General features: G+C 41.0%; 10 protein-coding genes. 5 read left to right on the plus strand and 5 right to left on the minus strand.

Features of this window, described 5'->3' with window-relative positions; genetic code table 11:
- Positions 1-261: 261 nt before the first annotated feature.
- The 3 genes from B4H39_RS06890 to ald all read left to right on the plus strand — a co-directional run bounded on the left by B4H39_RS06890 (position 262) and on the right by ald (position 3,317).
- Complete coding sequence (locus B4H39_RS06890) at positions 262-1,341, plus strand: PIN/TRAM domain-containing protein (protein WP_202229786.1); 1,080 nt, start codon at positions 262-264, stop codon at positions 1,339-1,341.
- A 39-nt stretch (positions 1,342-1,380) separates the two neighbouring features.
- Entirely contained in the window at positions 1,381-2,010 is a 630-nt protein-coding gene (locus B4H39_RS06895; protein ID WP_251422508.1) for a pyridoxamine 5'-phosphate oxidase family protein, read from the plus strand.
- Between the two features lie 185 nt (positions 2,011-2,195).
- On the plus strand, positions 2,196-3,317 hold the full coding sequence (ald, locus tag B4H39_RS06900; protein ID WP_251422505.1) for an alanine dehydrogenase: 1,122 nt from the start codon (positions 2,196-2,198) through the stop codon (positions 3,315-3,317).
- Between the two features lie 38 nt (positions 3,318-3,355).
- Here ald and B4H39_RS06905 read toward each other — a convergent pair whose 3' ends face one another.
- Entirely contained in the window at positions 3,356-3,850 is a 495-nt protein-coding gene (locus tag B4H39_RS06905) for a GNAT family N-acetyltransferase (protein ID WP_251422502.1), read from the minus strand.
- Between the two features lie 145 nt (positions 3,851-3,995).
- Here B4H39_RS06905 and gltX point away from each other — a divergent pair, with 145 nt between their 5' ends.
- Positions 3,996-5,435 carry a glutamate--tRNA ligase gene (gltX, locus tag B4H39_RS06910; RefSeq protein ID WP_251422501.1) on the plus strand — a complete coding sequence of 480 codons (1,440 nt, stop codon included), beginning with the start codon at positions 3,996-3,998 and terminating at the stop codon, positions 5,433-5,435.
- A gap of 239 nt (positions 5,436-5,674) precedes the next feature.
- Here the strand turns inward: gltX and B4H39_RS06915 are convergent, their stop codons facing one another.
- On the minus strand, positions 5,675-6,610 hold the full coding sequence (locus B4H39_RS06915) for a zinc-dependent alcohol dehydrogenase family protein (protein WP_251422498.1): 936 nt from the start codon (positions 6,608-6,610) through the stop codon (positions 5,675-5,677).
- 231 nt (positions 6,611-6,841) lie between these two features.
- Between B4H39_RS06915 and B4H39_RS06920 the strand changes: the two genes are divergently transcribed.
- The gene (locus B4H39_RS06920) at positions 6,842-11,983 is read left to right on the plus strand and encodes a VWA domain-containing protein (RefSeq protein WP_251422495.1); all 5,142 of its coding nucleotides are present in this window, start codon (positions 6,842-6,844) and stop codon (positions 11,981-11,983) included.
- Positions 11,984-12,270: 287 nt separating this feature from the next.
- Here B4H39_RS06920 and B4H39_RS06925 read toward each other — a convergent pair whose 3' ends face one another.
- The 3 genes from B4H39_RS06925 to B4H39_RS06935 all read right to left on the minus strand — a co-directional run bounded on the left by B4H39_RS06925 (position 12,271) and on the right by B4H39_RS06935 (position 17,157).
- Entirely contained in the window at positions 12,271-13,851 is a 1,581-nt protein-coding gene (locus B4H39_RS06925; protein ID WP_251422492.1) for a M28 family metallopeptidase, read from the minus strand.
- Between the two features lie 102 nt (positions 13,852-13,953).
- The gene (locus B4H39_RS06930) at positions 13,954-14,514 is read right to left on the minus strand and encodes an SHOCT domain-containing protein (protein WP_251422489.1); all 561 of its coding nucleotides are present in this window, start codon (positions 14,512-14,514) and stop codon (positions 13,954-13,956) included.
- Positions 14,515-14,859: 345 nt separating this feature from the next.
- Positions 14,860-17,157, minus strand: a complete 2,298-nt coding sequence (locus B4H39_RS06935) for a Xaa-Pro dipeptidyl-peptidase (protein ID WP_251422486.1) — start codon at positions 17,155-17,157, stop codon at positions 14,860-14,862.
- Positions 17,158-17,467: the final 310 nt, after the last annotated feature.

Here is a 17,467-nt window from a genome sequence, read left to right on the forward strand (position 1 = left end):
GATAAGATTTTATTATCTTGTCGTTTTTCAGTAGCCTCAAATTTTGAGGTTATTTGTCTACAGTCTGAAATGTTAATTGTAAAAATTAGCATTTTTTGTTTTCTTAAATACTCTTGGGGTTTTCGGACTGTACTTGATCTTTTTTATAAAGTTTTAACTACATAAAGAGATAAACAAGTATCTTATCATGATGTGTGATATAATTGACACAGAACTTTATATTTATCAAAAATTAAGGCTAGAGAATAGAAAGGAAGTCTTATGCGTCGTTGGATAATTCATATTCTGATGGGTATTGTGGGCGCCTCCATAGGCATCACGATCCTTCCATGGGTTTGGCATCTCTTTGGTCAAGATGCCAATGCTTTTAATCAAGAAATTGTAAATGGGTTAATTGGAGCAATTATTTTTGTTATTTTTTCATTTTTTATGTCCAATTTCTTGATGAGGGCTTTGAAAAGGTTAGATCAAAAAATAACCAGAGTTAATCTCTCAAAAATGGTATTTAATTTTATTGGTGCCATCTTAGGTTTGATGGTTGGTGTTCTACTGACAATCCCCTTGTCTTTATTAGGGGTACCTGTACTGAGCAACATTATTTCATTTGTTTTGATTGTTGGCTTACTTTATCTGGGCTACACCGTCTTTGATAAGCGGGGAGACGAAATCTTTAAAATTGTATTTCGTAGAAGAAAAGAAACAGCCCCAGCAGATAAGTCCGCTGAGGCTGATAAAGAGCAAACCTCTCGTTCTTCGATGCTTCTGGATACAAGTTCAGTCATTGATGGGCGAATTTTAGATGTGCTTAAAACGGGATTTATTAGCGATAAGGTCATCGTTCCTAACTTTGTTTTGTTAGAATTACAATTGATTTCAGATAGCGCTGATCCACTTAAACGTGCTAAAGGGCGCCGCGGGTTGGATCTGGTTAATTCATTAAAAGAATTTGACAATGTTGAAATTTCTACTAAAGACTACGAGGATGTTCGTGAGGTTGATACAAAGTTATTGCGTTATGCAAGCGAGATTGGTGCAAAGCTAGTCACAAATGATTTTAACCTCAATAAAGTTGCAGAAATTCAAGGTGTAGTTGTCCTTAATATTAATGATCTAGCAAATGCAGTAAAAACACAGCTTATTGTAGGAGAACAAGTTGAAGTGACTATCATTCGTGAAGGATCAGAACGCCAACAAGGCGTGGCTTATCTTCCTGATGGGACAATGATTGTCATTGAAGATACTGCTAAGATGATTGATAAGAAAGTATTAGTTGAGGTAGCGAAAGTTTTACAAACGAGTGCAGGACGTATGATTTTTGCCGATCTGGTTGACTCTAAATAAGCAAGTGATAATTTGAAGGAAGAAAAATAAGGAAGATATATGTATTTTAAACGCTTTGCACAACTTTTTTTCATTTATCTATTCGCGGCACTTGTTCTGATAGCCATTGTGAGCTCGGACTTCTTAGAAAATAAAAGTTTAACTTTTGCTTTTGCCCTGCTTGTTTCTTATGGTGTGTTGACCTTGCCTTTGGTTCTATTGACTGTTTTAAAAAGTAACAAAAAGGCAACTACCGTTGGCTCCCAGGGTGAAGGCGGAGAAGTACGCCGTATTCTGGGGGCCTTACCAGGTTACCTTGCTTTAAGCTGTCAGACATCAGAAGGGCGACAAGCAACGACGATTATGAGCTTTGTTCAATCTGTTCATGAAGAAAATGTCTGGTATATGGTGGCTGATAAGAAAGCCCACAAGGTTCAGGATATAAAAGAAAATCCTCAGGTTTCCTTTACAACTTGGTTTGATAGCTTGGAAAAAGGTGAGCGTCTGTCTTCCAACCAAATTCATGCAGAAATCGTACAGGGAATAGCTGCAAAAGAACTTGTCAAACATGAAAGTAATATACTTAATCTTCATGAAAATGCGCCAAATATGGCGATTATTAAACTCAGCATCCGTTCTTTACTGCACGAAAATTTTAAAGAAGGTGCCCGAATCATTGATTTTAACTGAAGTTTACGGACTTCTTTTTTTGTTTGGAACTCTAAAAATGTTCATAAGTTTATAGTTGCAATAAAACTTTATAAATGTTATTCTAATTATGAAAGTGGTTACACAATTACTTTTATTAAACTAAGGTTTCAAATAAAAAGGGGGCTATATCCCCCAGAGCATATATCTATATGGAGGATAAATTTATGAAAATAGGTGTTCCAACAGAGATTAAGAAGCATGAATATCGTGTGGGACTTGCACCAGAGTTTGCAGCTGCTTATGTGGCTGCTGGACATGATGTTTACATCCAAAAAGGAGCGGGTGAGGGATCTTCATATCCGGATGAACTCTACACAGCTGTTGGTTGTAAAATCTTGCCGACTGCAGAGGAGATTTATGCAACTGCGGACATGATTATTAAGGTGAAAGAGCCGCTTGAGCCAGAATACGCATTGATGCGTGAGGGACAAATATTTTATACCTATTTCCATCTTGCAGCAGATAAAGCTTTGACTAAGGCAGTCTTGGATAAGAAAATTGTTGCAATTGCCTATGAAACAATTCGTGATCGCAACGGCGCACTTCCAGCTCTTAAGCCAATGTCTGAAATTGCTGGACGTTTGTCCGTTCAAGAAGGTGCGAAGTATCTGGAACGTCCTTTTGGCGGCCGTGGTATTTTGCTTGGGGGTGTAACAGGAGTTCTTCCTGCCAATGTCCTTGTTCTAGGTGGTGCAGGAGTTGTAGGACGTAATGCTGTTGCTATGGCTGTCGGAATGCATGCTAATGTTACAGCAGTTGATGTGAACTTAGATGCTTTGACAGAGCTGGATAAACTATATGAAGGACGTGTAAACACAGTTTACAGTACGGATCATGCAGTAAAAGAGTTGATTTCTAAGGCTGATTTAGTGATTGGGGCTGCGCTTATCCCAGGGGCTGCAACGCCACAGCTTATTCGTCGTGAACATTTGCCGCTGATGAAAAAAGGAGCTGTCATTGTCGACGTAGCGATTGACCAAGGTGGAACTTGTCAAAGTTCTCACGTGACTTATCATGACAACCCTGTTTTTGAAGAAGAAGGTGTTATCCACTATTGTGTAGGAAACATGCCTGGAGCTGTGCCTGTTACTTCAACAGCAGCCTTAAACAATGCGACACTGGCAAATGGTTTGTCTATAGCAAACAAGGGTTATAAAGAAGCACTAAAAGCTAATCCGGGGCTCAAAGAAGGACTTAATGCAGCTTATGGTAAACTGACATGTAAACCTGTAGCTGATTTATACGACATGGTTTATACGGACAGTGATGAAGTAATTAATGGATAAGAAAAGCGCTGCTTAACAACAAGCAGCACTTTTTTATTTTATAGGGGAAGAACCATGTTATACCAGGTTTCTCCCGCAAGTTGTGAGTCAGAAATCCCCTTGGAAACAAATCCATAATGTTCGTAGTAAGGAATGAGATTTTCGACACAAGTAAGGCTGATGCCTTGACGACTTTCTTCGGCTGCAGCTTCCTTCATCAAATCCAGTAAGGAGGTAGCGATACCTAAATCACGGTATTCACTATCTACAGCGAGACTGACGATAATTTGAAAGCGGTCTGTTGGACGACTGGCTTCTGTTTTCTCAAACATATCGTCTGTCAGATAACACTTGTCAGAAGTTGGTCCTACAAGAATACCGACAACCTTGCCTTCTTCATTTCGAGCAACGAAGAATCGCTCAGGAATGACTTGGAGGCGTTCTAACATTGAAGCGCGTGAGAGGACTTCATTTTCTGGGAAAGAGGTCTCCTCGATATGCATCACATCATCAATGTCCGTGATTTTTGCTTTGCCATATGTAATTTTAGTCATATCTTTATTTTAACATGCGCATTAGCACAGAGTCAATGAAGCTAATGTTTCTTTGATTACAGTATGATTTTATAATGACTCACTGTTAGAAACATTGCTCAGAATATGATAAAATAAAAGGGATTGAAACGAACAGGAGAAAACTATGTCTAATAATATTCGTGTGCGTTATGCACCCTCACCAACAGGTCTCTTACACATCGGTAATGCACGTACTGCACTTTTTAACTATCTTTTTGCACGTCACTATGGTGGTGACTTCCTTATCCGCATTGAAGATACTGACCGTGAGCGTCATGTAGAAGATGGTGAACGTTCTCAACTTGAAAACTTGCGTTGGTTGGGGATTGACTGGGATGAAAGCCCAGAAACACATGAAAACTATCGTCAGTCAGAACGTTTGGAACTGTATCAAAAATATATTGATCAACTTTTAAGTGAAGGCAAAGCTTACTATTCTTATAAAACACCTGAAGAGCTTGAAGCGGATCATGAAGCGCAAGAAGCAGCAGGTATTGCGCCGCATTATGTTAATGAGTATGCGGGAATGTCAGAAGCTGAGAAAGAAGCGTATATTGCAGAACGCAAAGCAGCAGGAATTACACCAGTTGTCCGCCTCTCTGTAAATGAAACCGCTGTTTACAAGTGGACAGATATGGTTAAAGGCGATATCGAGTTTGAAGGTGGGAACATCGGTGGTGACTGGGTTATTCAAAAACGCGATGGCTACCCAACTTACAACTTTGCTGTCGTAGTAGACGATCATGACATGCAAATTTCACACGTTATTCGTGGAGATGACCACATTGCGAATACACCGAAACAGTTGATGGTTTATGAAGCTTTAGGATGGGAAGCACCTGTCTTTGGTCACATGACATTGATTATTAACTCTGAAACAGGCAAAAAGTTGTCCAAACGTGATACCAACACGCTTCAATTTATCGAAGATTACCGTAACAAAGGTTTCATGGCAGAGGCTATTTTCAACTTTATCGCTCTCTTAGGCTGGAACCCAGGGGGCGAGCAAGAAAAATTCAGCCCACAGGAGTTGGTGAAACTCTTTGATGAAAAACGTTTGAGTAAATCTCCAGCAGCCTTTGACCAAAAGAAACTGGAGTGGATGGACAACGAATACATCAAGCATGCAGAGTTTGAACCTGTATACGAATTGACAAAACCTTTCCTTGAAGCAGCTGGGCGCTTTGATGCACGTGCGGAAGAACTGGTTAAACTTTACAAACCACAAATGAAATACGCCGAAGAAATTCTGGAGTTAACAGACCTCTTCTTTGGAGAATTCCCAGAACTCACAGACGAAGCCCGCCAAATGATGGATTTAGAAACTTCACCAGTCGTAGTGGCTACTTTCCGTGAAAAACTCGCAGCATTGGAAGATTTTACTGCCGAAAACATCTTCCCACTTTTTAAAGAAACACAAAAAGAAACAGGTGTTAAAGGAAAAAATCTTTGGATGCCGATTCGTATCGCTGCTTCTGGTAGCATGCATGGTCCAGAATTACCTGAAACCATTGCCCTTTTAGGAAAAGAAAAAGTTCTTGAACATATGGCACAATTCTTGTAAAAGAGTGAAAATAAACGCACAAGTCCTTTGTGCGTTTATTATATTTCTGTGGCAGTAATTGCTAAAAAATAAATCACAGTAAAGTTTATAAAAGCTGTCCCAAGACGGCTTTTTTGAGTTGAGATTTAGCGAATGTTTCTAGGAATTGAAGGTTATTTACACAACAATTCTTTTGAGAGTGTGTTAGGGCGGCTTTTTGAGGAAGATGATGACAACTTTTCTTAATTCCTTGGGCGTTTTTATGTAAATTTAATAAGAAGTTTCTTTTTATGTGTTTGCTCGAGAGTTTTGATAAGCTGTTCAAATGCTACAAACTCAAGGTCTTGATTGATGAGTAGACGACCATCCATGACGAGCTTTGCTAAGAGCTTCATCCTGTCTTGCCATTCTTCTGGACTAAGCTGAGCATTCCAATGGCGCAGATGAAAAATACCAGCCTCTATAGGAAGTTTTGCTAATTTGCCCCAATCAACCTGTCTTCCTGAAAGAAGACCAACTGCTTGAAACTTTCCACCCTGTCGGACACAAGCAGCCAAATCTGTCCCCGCTTGCCCACCAACGCAATCAATGGCCGCATCGACTTGTAAACCTATCAAGTCTGTACGTAGTTCGTAGGCACCACGTTCTTTTAAAAGTTTGTGTTTCTCAGGATGTCGTGTAATGGCGATAAGGTCGAATCCCAGTATCTGTGAAAGTTGTGCAAAAAGTTGACCTAGGGAAGAACCAGCAGCATTTACAGCAAGTTTTTGTCCAGGTCTTAATGCGAGTACTTCTGTACACAGAATCCAAGCCGTCAGCGGATTGATATAAAGTTGGCTGGCAGAAAGAGAGTCAAGGCGATCAGGGACAAAAAACGCATGAGTCATGGGGCATTTGACAAATGTCTGCCAGGTTCCTTCCCCCTCCAAAGGTAAAACACGCTTACCTATGAGTTCCTCAGACAGCCCTGTACCGACTCCTACAACAACACCAACCCCCTCATAACCAGCAAACGCAGGTAAATTTATCCGATGCGCATAGGCACCAGTAATAGGGATGAGATCAGAAGGATTGACAGGCGCATAGAGCATCTTTACAAGGAGTTCTTGATCTTGTAAGCTGGGCTGCTGTCTTTCTTGGAATTTTAAAACTTGATGGGGCTGACCAAAGGACTCGTAAATTAATGATTTATACATGGCTTTAATTATAACAAATCCTGTGAAACGTAAATCACTATTTTCAGTTTTTCACAATTAAAAAAGACAGAAAAATTTCACAATTACTTTCATTTATCGAATGTATAAATAAAGAAAAGAATTTGACAAAAACAAAACTTATGTTAAACTTAAGTTATGCAAAACGTAAAATAGGATAGGAATGTGTAAAAAACATTCTTGGAACATTGAAACTATAAAGGAGTCCGTTTTATGAAGAGTAAATTACTTTTGAAAGTAATGAATATAGCTGCGTTGGCTTTACTAGTGATGCAAGTTTTACCTGCCTCCTCTCTTCGAGCTATAGCTGATACCTTAGACCTTGACGAACATTTACCAAGAGTCCACTTAACTGCGGCTGAGTTAGATGATGCGGATAAACCAGAATTTATCCTTCTGAAGGGTGAAGTAAGACAAGGAAAAGAAGCTGAAACAGCAGAAATCACCTTGTCTGGTGTTGATACTGTGCCTACAGAGGAAGAGAACACTCTTGCTGATTTGCCCGAAAGCTCCTATAAGGTTGCTGATAATAAAGTCACTCTGAGTTTGACGAAGGCAAGTACAGGTAATTTCTCATTAAAATTACAAATCGTTAAAGAGAGTATCAAAGATGGTGAGATTCAGGTCACTTTGGGTGAGCAGGTTCTCACAGTACCTTTAAAAGCAGCGGAAAAAGAAGCTGAAGACAAGGCTGAAACAGCAAAGACAGCATCATCCACAGGAGGAAATACTGCACCTAGAACACGTGGCTTAGGTTTGAACTCTATATTGCCTACAGCCACTTATCCATGGTCTGTTGTACCAGGCAGTAAGGCAGCTGACCCTGCAACAGATAATGTAGCCAATGTCTTTTCATCTCTTCCAACGGTAGATGATGGGCGTGTATGGACAGACAAAACGGTATACCGGCTTGGTGGTCCAACAGATTTTGAAGTTACACTTTCAGCCCTGTCACAAAGTGTGCCAACACGGGAAGGTTATCAGATTCCCGCAGACACCGTCTTTACTATTGACGTTTCTGGTTCGATGACCAAAATAGATCCAGGAGCTGGCCGTTCACGTATCGCACTGCTAGTGGATGCTCTGAACGAAGCGATAGGTATTTTACAAGATGCGAACCCGCTTAACCGTGTAGCTGTAGTTGCTTATGGCGGCCGTTCGGGTGGTTATGCCCGTGTCGAAAAGGTTTTAGAACTGGGACGTTATGTACCCAATGCCAGTGGAAACTTCTTTACCTTAGGCTCTAGTGGAGATACGGTTAATGTTAATGCTTCAGCAGGACAAGGAGGTACTAATCCTGTTGCTAACTCTATCCAAGTAGTAGGTTCAACACCAACACAGTGGGGGATTCGTGAATCTGCGCGTATCCTAGAAACTGCTACAGATAAACAGGTTAATGTTCCTGTAACTGATGCTGATGGGCAAGTATTGCCAGAAGAAGCTGAAGTTACACGCCGGCCCAATATGATATTGCTTACTGACGGTGAGCCGACTATGGGGCGTCCGGACTATGCTTTTGATTCTTCTGCCCCTGTCGTTCTAGGTCCAAATGGTAATCGTATAGATAATGTTGCAACGCCAGGTCAAGGTCCATTTTATGGCGATGGCTCTTACGGTGAGCAAGGTCTTGCCGTGATGACAGCTCTGACAGCAGCTTATAGAAAAACGACAGTTTCTGCTTCTTATTTCCCAAATGGGAATGTTGCTGGCGATGAAGGACAACCAGAGGCTGGTGTTGGTTTCTTCACAATCTCTACAGGTGTTCAACCCACAGAATCACAAAGGGAGCTTATCACTGCAACTCTAAATCCGACTCCGACCAATACAGATAAGATCCTCCCCAACATTCGTCACAGCTTCTTAGGGAATAATTCTTCATACCTTCCAGGCCCGACTGTAACAGCGCCGTCAATGACAACCCTACTGAATAACTTTACTAACGGTGCAACGGGTAACTTCTTAGCGCAGTATCGCGCTGGCTTTGGCAATTACCAATGGAATGTTCCTGCAAGTACGGTAAATATTGCGAATACAACTGCAAGTCTAGCAGCGCCAGCTGACATAGCCTATGCCGATAACTTTTTTGAGGCGAGCAATATTGAGGAGCTGCGAGCAGCCTTTCAACAAATCACGAGCAGCATTCAAGAATCAAGTAATAAACCTATCGTTGATATAGGGGGCGAGGGCGACCTAGGTTCTGGCTCTCTTGACTTCTCCGATGTTCTCGGAGATTACATGAGCTTTACTGCTTTGAAGAGTATCAGATTTGCAGATAAAGGAAGCTTTACGCCTTCACAAAGTAGACCAAGCGATTTCAACCGAACTTTGGCTGACTATGTCCGAGGTCAAGGCGGCTCTACTGGAGTAGCTCTGCTTCCTGAAGGACCTGAAGTTACTGCTATCCTTAATAGCTTTGGCAATGGCCGTTTCACTTACTACGCTGACAACTATGGGCACTATGTGGGGATAACAAATCCTGGAAACGCTGCCTTAAAGGTGGAAGTATATCCTTTCCAAGAGGCAATGATAAATAGTGAAGTAACTGGTAGTCAAGAGAGTATCAGCCGTCTCTTCTTTAGCGTAAGCACAGCTCTGGCAGATGTAAACGTGGAGACAGACTATGGTATCGGAGAAACGGGAACACGAAAACTTCTGGAAGCTGACCAGTTTGTACATTGGGGGATTCCAAGCGAACTCTTACCGATGCGTACAGTTAACGAAAACAATGGGAATGTTATCATATCGGGGGACGAAGCGCCGATACAAGTCAAATTTGATGTAGCTTTAGATGAGCCCCGTCTTTTAGAAGCCTTCAGTCAGTCTCCAGAAAGTGTCCCAACACAGTTTTGGTCTAATGATTGGTCAACGCCAACAGTTGAAAATGATTCATTTGCGACTTTTGAACCAAGCACTGCGAATCCTTTCTATCAGAACATTGACGGTAACCGTGTCGTGAACAAAACGAAAAATGAGACAGGTTCCGATGCCTGGGTGAGCACACAGACTATTACTCCAGATCCGACCAGAGCTGCAGGCGATAATATCGTTGTAAATAAGCTAGGAAATAACGGAACATTTGAACTTCAATATAACGGTCAGATCCAGATTCAGAAGGAATTTGTCTTCCAAGATGTGGATGGAACGAACCTCAGTCTTAATGAGCTCCAAGAAGTTCTTGAATCGGGTGAACTAGATATCGCACCGCTTCAGTTTGTCGTTCGAAGCACCGGTCTATTGCAACAAGAGGTTGGAAGGGCTACGGTTGATTTGAATGATCCGGGTATGGTTATGCAAGCCATAGCTGATAACGGCAGAATTACTCTTAATGTTAAAGATGAAAATGGTCAGCCTTTGAACTTGCAACCCGGCACTTACACGGTTACGGAGTCAGGTGGCGATGTGATAAGTAACCCTTCAGATTTTGATTATATTCATGTTCCTGGAGCAACGATGCAGCGCGTTACGGTTCCACCTGGTGGTACAGGGGTTGTGAGTTTTGTCAATATCTATGCACGTGCAGCTGAAACTGAATTGCTCCGTGTTCAGAAAGTCTTCCACGATTTGGACGCGGCAGCTTTGGCTCTCGTTGCAAATACTTTTAAAGTTACAATAACAGCAGAACAGCCTTTTACTGGCAATGATGCAGCGACACTTACTGACCTTGAATTTACTGAAAATGCTGCTGGTCGTTTTGAAAGAACTCTTAATTATGATGAGGCTGTAGCCGGTATGAACTTCTCTGGAATACCAGAGGGGAATTATAAGATTACTGAAACAGGAACAGATGTTGCAGGCTATCGTCATCGACTTGCCCACTGGCGCTATGTCGATCTCTTTAACCCGGCTAATGCTGACGATTCTGGCGAAACAAGCAGTACTTCACAAACAGTAACCGTAGGTCAAAACAGTCAGATTGTCTTCCGTTTCGACAACTACTATGAACCTTTAGGTTCCATTGACTTGACGAAGAACTTTGAAGGGGTGACTCTGAATCAGGTTCCAGAAAACTTCTATATAGAGATTACCAAAGCTGATGACCCTAACTTTGAAGCGATTGAGATTGACCGTGAAGACTTGACAGGTTTGAGCACGAATCAGAAAATTTCAGATCTTCTTCCTGGGGAATACACAATCACAGAGTACAACTATGAGATTGGTAACCGAGACTTTGAAGGAAATGCTCAGATAGAAAGAGACTTGCAAACGACGCCACAAGGTCAACAACCGATTTACAAGGTAACTATTCCGGGTCTTATCGGAAATAACGATGTAACAGTCAATATCTACAATCGTTATCTCCAAGGTGCAGAAATCTTGCCACCAACTCCAGTTTATCCCGTTCAACTGAAAAAAGTTGACCAACATAATCAAGGTGTTGCCGGTGCAGTCTTTAGACTTGAAAAACGCAACCCTCAGACCAATCAATGGCAAACCTATGTTAACAATTTAACTTCTAACAATGAAGGCCTAGTTAATACAGCTGTGGGAGAACCAGGAGACTATCGTTTCGTCGAAACTCAGGCACCTCCAGGTTTTGAAATGGCTGAAAATCCTATAAGCGAAGTCAAAACGATTGTTGACGGAGGTGTAGGAACAAATGACAATCCCGTTTATTTTGGCGAGATCGAAAACCATATGAGAACAATCATTCAGCTGAAAAAAGTGGATGAGAATGGAAATCCACTAGCAGGTGCAGTATTCAAGGTAGAATTCCTCAACAATGGAACTTGGGAAACGCTTGCTACAGGTTTGACTTCTACGGCAGATGGTTTCGTAAGGCTTGATGTAGAAAATGATGGGCGTTACCGCTTTATTGAAACTCAGGCCCCAACTAACTATGTCCTTAATACAACACCAAAAGAAGTGACGATAACTGCAGGTGAACGCCCAATATTTGAAGCCGGAACTTTGGAGAATAAGCGTGTAGAGGGACCACAGGTGCAGAACAATGCACTCCAACTTCTGAAAGTTGATGAGCAGGATAATCCACTAGCAGGTGCGAAATTTAAGGTAGAAACCTACAATACAGAAACCCAAGCTTGGGATATATTGGCTGAAAATCTACAGTCTAATGCTGATGGCCGAGTAACCATAAGTGTGCCTGGACCAGGGCGCTATCGTTTTATTGAAACTCAGGCCCCAGACGGTTATATCCTAGATGAAACACCAAGGGAGATAACTGTAAGAGAGGATGTATCCGGAGTGATTGATGCAGGGAAACTAGTAAATAAACCAAGACCTCATCTTCCGATTGTCGGAGAAAGCCTAGGACTATGGCTCCTTAGTTTAGGACTAGTCTTCCTTTTAGGCACGAGTCTTCTACTCTTCAAGAAGAAGAAAAAGAGTAACCACTAAAAAAATAAAAATGCCTGTCTTATTAGAAGGCAATAGCACAGTGCACTTTAGAGACACACTCTAGATAGACAGCTCCGAATTTTGGAGCTGTTTTCTTCATCAGATAAGGAAGTGAAATTTACAGATAGGATAAACTTTCCTTGAGTATTTTAAAATCATCTTAAAACTGTGCTCAGGATGAAGGTTCATACCAGCAAAGCTATCTATTTTCCATGAAAAAACTCCGATGTTTTATTTAAACATCGGAGTTTTAATGATGGCCTTCTTTTACTTAAAGACATACTGGTTCATGATGCTGTACTTTTAGGATAATTTTTAGACAGCACATAAAATATAATGATAAACAGGACATAGTACAAAGCTGGTATTGGTGAAGCCATCCCTAACACAAAAGTCATGATAAACAGTAGCGGAAGGTACAGTAGCCCGAGTAAGCTTCCAGCAGCATAGTACAATATCTTATTCTTTGGAAATAAAAGTCTTGCAGCTATTAATATCACAGGTAGGAGTGAGAGGTACTCTGTACCTGGCATTAATACTGCTTGGGCAAGACCTAAAGTGAGAAAGACTCCAGCTATGCTAATGGCAAATGTTTCATACTGTATAAAACGAGCCAGTCTTTTGAGATAAAAATAGGAGGCAAGAGGGAGAAGAACTGCCAGCAAAAGACCACTAATGATTAAATAGGGGTGATGATCCACTGTCCTAAAGAAGAGCATAAAAGTACCCACGGAAATTCCAGCATAGAGTATCAACAGCAGCACGACCCCAGCAATGGAAGTGAAAATTCCTTTTAGACTGATTTGCAGTTCTTGACGTTTGAGCAGGATTAAGCCGATAAGAGAAACTATCGCGAGGAGAGAAATTAGACTTCTTACAACTCCGCCATATTGGATGAAAACATGGTAAGCCAGCATAAAGTGAGTGGTAGGTGCTTCAGCTTCAAAATCCTCTGCCCACTCTGTTTGCGAAACTTGTTCCATGAGTCTAGACATGACATCTATAGAGTGTGTAACAGTTCCAGGAGAGAGGTTTTCGATAACATCGCTGGGAACGTGGTAGTGCCATGGTCTAGTAAAGTTGACAAGCGACATGGCAGGTATGTCAGCTTTTGCAAAAAATCTTTCATCCAGAGGGTGCGCATCAGCTAGGATAGAAAAACCTGTAGGGTTAGAGACTGCCTTGAAAAATTGATTGGAAAACTCATTGGCACCGCCTATAGGAAGGATTGGCCCATTACCTACGACATCAAAATTTAAAGCAAAAATAGTATTTTCTAACAAATCAGGATGTTCTTTGACAAACTGTCCTGCACCAAAGCCGAACTCATGACCATCAGAGAAAAGGACTTGTATCCCGACTTCAGGTTTTTCTCCCCGCTGATGAAAATCAATAAATGATTCCAACAGAGCTGCTACAGAAGTAGCATTGTCAGCCGCTCCTGGACTATCTGGGAAACTGTCATAATGTGCATTAAAAATCACAAATTTGTCGGAAGTGCCCGGAATGTAAGAATAGATATTCCGCGTAGAGGTTGATTCGATCACGTCAGGGGAAAAACCTAGATTCTCCACCCAAAGTTTTAACCTGTCTGCACCTAAGATGCTATCTTCTGGAACCAAGTCATGTTCGGTCACCATTACAGGCAACCCTGCATCTTCCAAGCGCTGAACAATATGATTTTCTGTACGTCTTAGATGTTCTGGCGAAAAAATCATCCGTGGTTCAGTTGACATAAACTCCACAGTGTCCCATGCAGCTGAGGTCAGAGGCGAATCTGGCGCTCTTGGTGTAATAAAAGCTGTGAGAGAAAGCGCTGCAAGAAGCAGCATGAGGGCAGGGCGCAGCATATGTTTTAGTTTTTTCATTTTTACAGTCCTACTTTCGGTTATTTTTTTTCTATAAATGGTGTTTTATGTGTGTACAGTAAAGAGAGGAATAGCTGGTCAAGTTTTAACTGGATAAAAAGTTCAGGTTTCATTTTCGATTTTTTGACATTTCTCCTCAAATTCTTCCTGACTTAAGATTCCCTTATCTAACAAAGCATGTAACATGGCTATACTGTCTTCGGGACGATTAACAGTATCTCGGTCTGCTTTTTCTTTTTTAGACTTGAAGTAGTCCTTGACATTCAAAGCAATCATAATAACAATGTAGCCCAGAGTTCCATCAACAAGTGTTCCCATCCAAAGGCTTCTATCATAGCCTTGCCAAGCAAAAAGCATTAAAAATAGTAAAACAGCAATCATAGAGAGATAGCCCGATACATAGTACATAATGTGTTGTTTCAACGTTTCTTTTTGACTTTTTTTGTTAAAAATAATTTTTTCAAAATAATAAAATAGAATAACACCGATGATAAGTAACAGATCTCGACTTATAAAGCGCTCCAAAAATTTTTGGGCAGTGCTACTCAAGTCAAGTCCATTCATAGTCGTGACAGTTTCATACCAGTACATGATTTTAGAAATAGCCAGGTAAGTGAATAAGATTTTAGTGATGGGGAGTTGCTTCTTTTTTATCTTTTTCATAAGTGTCTCCTCCGTAATGCAGGTTGCTTTCACTTTTGTTGTTTTTAGTCTCCTCTAATGCAAGAGCTTCAATATAAAAATTTTGAAAAAGTCTGTAGGAGACTGTCTGACATGTGTTTTTCTTCCTACATTCTAGCCATTTTGACTGTCTGAATATTTTTCTTGATTGGAGTAAGTGTTTGATTGCAATATAATGATATATTTATAACTATTTTATAACATTTCTGTGACGTTTCAAACCGATATAGACAAGTGACTGTGACATTTATCTTCTTGTCTGGGGTTAAAAATTTTATTCAGACAAAAAAGCCTTGCTTATTTCAGCAAAGGCTTTGTTTTATAAATTTATTTAGAAGAGATAGGGAAAATAATCTTAGAAGAACCAAGGTCAACTTCATAGGTCAACTCGCGATTGTCGCGGACAGTGTGCTCAAAGTCAGTACTATAAAGCAAGAGACGAAGTTTATCCCCTTTTTCGAGTTGATAGATTGTTGGTTGTAGCGTAAGACTGAAAGTCATCCATTCATTTTCGGGTATGGAGCTAACAGTGAGGAGTTCTTCGCGGTTTTGCAGGTTGAGGAAACCTTTTGTTACAAGTTGATAAGGACTATCTGTCAAAGGAATTTCCATCAGATTTTCTAGCATAAAATTCCTGCCGCGGTCTAAGGCTTTCAAGTCCAAGTTTTGGGCTTGGTCGGACAGGCGTTTTTTTGAACCGAAGTCAAGAAGTTGTGCCGAAAGAATTGCCTTATTGTCGTTAACTTTTACTTTAAGGTCCAGTTGAATCTGTCCGTTAAGCAGCATAGCTTCAGAAAGCTCTAAATCTACAAGAGCAGCTTGGGCCTTGCCTTCAAACAAGTCCTTCTTGAAGTTTTGGAAGTTTTTGCTGTAAGCATCGAAAGTCTTTTCATCATAATGATTTTCAAACTTTAGGATAGAAGCAGCTGTTTTCCCCAGTGGCAATGTTACCGTTTCTTTTTCGCCCCAGTCTTGGAGACCAGTCCAGCTCTGTGCTTTGCCATTTTCTTGCAAGATAACTGGTGGTAAATCTATAGTCAGTGCTCTGTTCAGGAGTTTTGCGGTGAAATAGCTGTTTATAGCTTCACTAAAGTCAATAGATTGCCAGTTATTCATATAAATATGGGCTCCGCGATGTAAGAAAGCATGTTTAGTTACATCTTTAGGAAGCACCTGCCAAAAATGGTAGGCGTGATCAGGTGTTACATTCCAGTCCTGCAAACCATGAACAATCAGCACGTCTGCCTTGGTATTTTCAGCATGTGGCAAGTAGTTGCGGTCGTGCCAATATTGGTTATAGTCTCCTGTCGTACGGTCAAGTGCTTCAAGCATCTGTGAAAGCTGCTTTTCATATTGCGCATTGGCAGCAAGAAAGTCAGCGCCCTGAAGATTACGTGAATAAGTAAGGGCCGCTAAGACATCCAGGTCTTCGCCAGGGTATCCGCCGGGTGAGCGAACTAGACCATTTTCACGATAATAGTTGTACCAAGAGGTGATACCGGCTTCTGCCACGATGACTTCTAAACCATCAATACCTGTGGTCGCGGCACCGTATGCCATTGTTCCCAGATAAGATTTTCCAGTCATGGCCACCTTGCCATTGGCCCAGTCAGCGGCAACTTCCTGTGCTCTATCACGTGAGATGAAGGCACGAGTGCGGCCGTTTAGCCAGTCGATGACCGCTGTCATGCTATAAATCTGCTGGTAGTCACCAGAAGTTTGAAAGCCATTAGAGTCCATTGTACCAACACCTGCTACATAAATAGAGGCGAAACCACGTGCTAAGAAATAGTCATTAAGTGAGTAAGTCCAACCATGTGTAAATTTTTGTGTCAAGGCTTCTGTTTGAGCTTTCGGAGTTACTTCTTGTTCATAGTTAGGAAGGGTGGGGAGTTGAGTTTCAACACTAATGTTGCCAGAAGGCTTCTCATCCAAGGGGACATTCATGTCATGCAACTGCTTGTCATTAGCAATTTCATTTATTCCTAAGTGATAAGGGCTGGCGGTCATAACAGCGGGAAGCTTGCCTTCAAATGTCGGGCGGATAATTTGAACCTTAATCAAGTCAAATTTTCCCGTATTATAAGTATCAACCTTTGACTCTACCCAAACTGTTTCACGAATCAATTGTGCAGTATCAAAGGTTGCGAGAGACTTGTCATTGAAAAAATGATAAGTGTTACTTAGGGGAAGAAGACCTTCGGACACCCAGTTTTCAACAAGTGTCATACCATTTTTACATCGGCTGCACAGAAGAAGATAAAGTGCTCGGATAAGGGTTTCACTGTCGAGATTCTCCTCGTCCAGCATAGGGATATTTATTGATTTTGCAAATTTTTCTGCTTGGTCTACCTGAAATTCAAAATGAGGAACAAAGCCAAGCAACTGTAAACTGATGGTCCAAAAGATATCCCATGTCAGTTCTTGATCAGAAGCAAGAAAATCTTGGAAAGAGTTTGTAGATGTTGCTTGGAGTCCCTCGCTTTCCACAGGAGAAACAGTCAAAAAGTCTTTGAGTATTTTCTTTTCTTCCCAGAAAACAGACCAGGTAAAGCCAAGGTGGTCCAGTTCGAGCAACTGTTCATCAAATGTTTTTTCAACGATAGAAAAGTGATTAAATTTCATGCAGTATCTTCCTTTCGGTACATCATCTACAGCCTATTATAACAGAAAAGCAGCTCGCCTGCTTTTCACCAATCGAATATTGTCTAATAAGAAGCTTGGTCAATCTTTATAGAGGCTGACGTTTATCGTGAGCAGCTTTGGGTGCGATGATGACAATAGCTTTTAACATGCCATTAATAATGCGTATAGAGAATGGGCAAAGTAGGAAAAGGCTGCTTTTTATAACCGATTTCTCCAAGAATAGCAATGTAACAAAACATTATGATAACATTTCATAAATATTAAATAACATGTTAAAATATGATGAGAG

The sequence above is a fragment of the Lactococcus sp. UBA7128 genome (assembly GCF_002492185.1).
GTDB lineage: Bacteria > Bacillota > Bacilli > Lactobacillales > Streptococcaceae > Lactococcus > Lactococcus muris.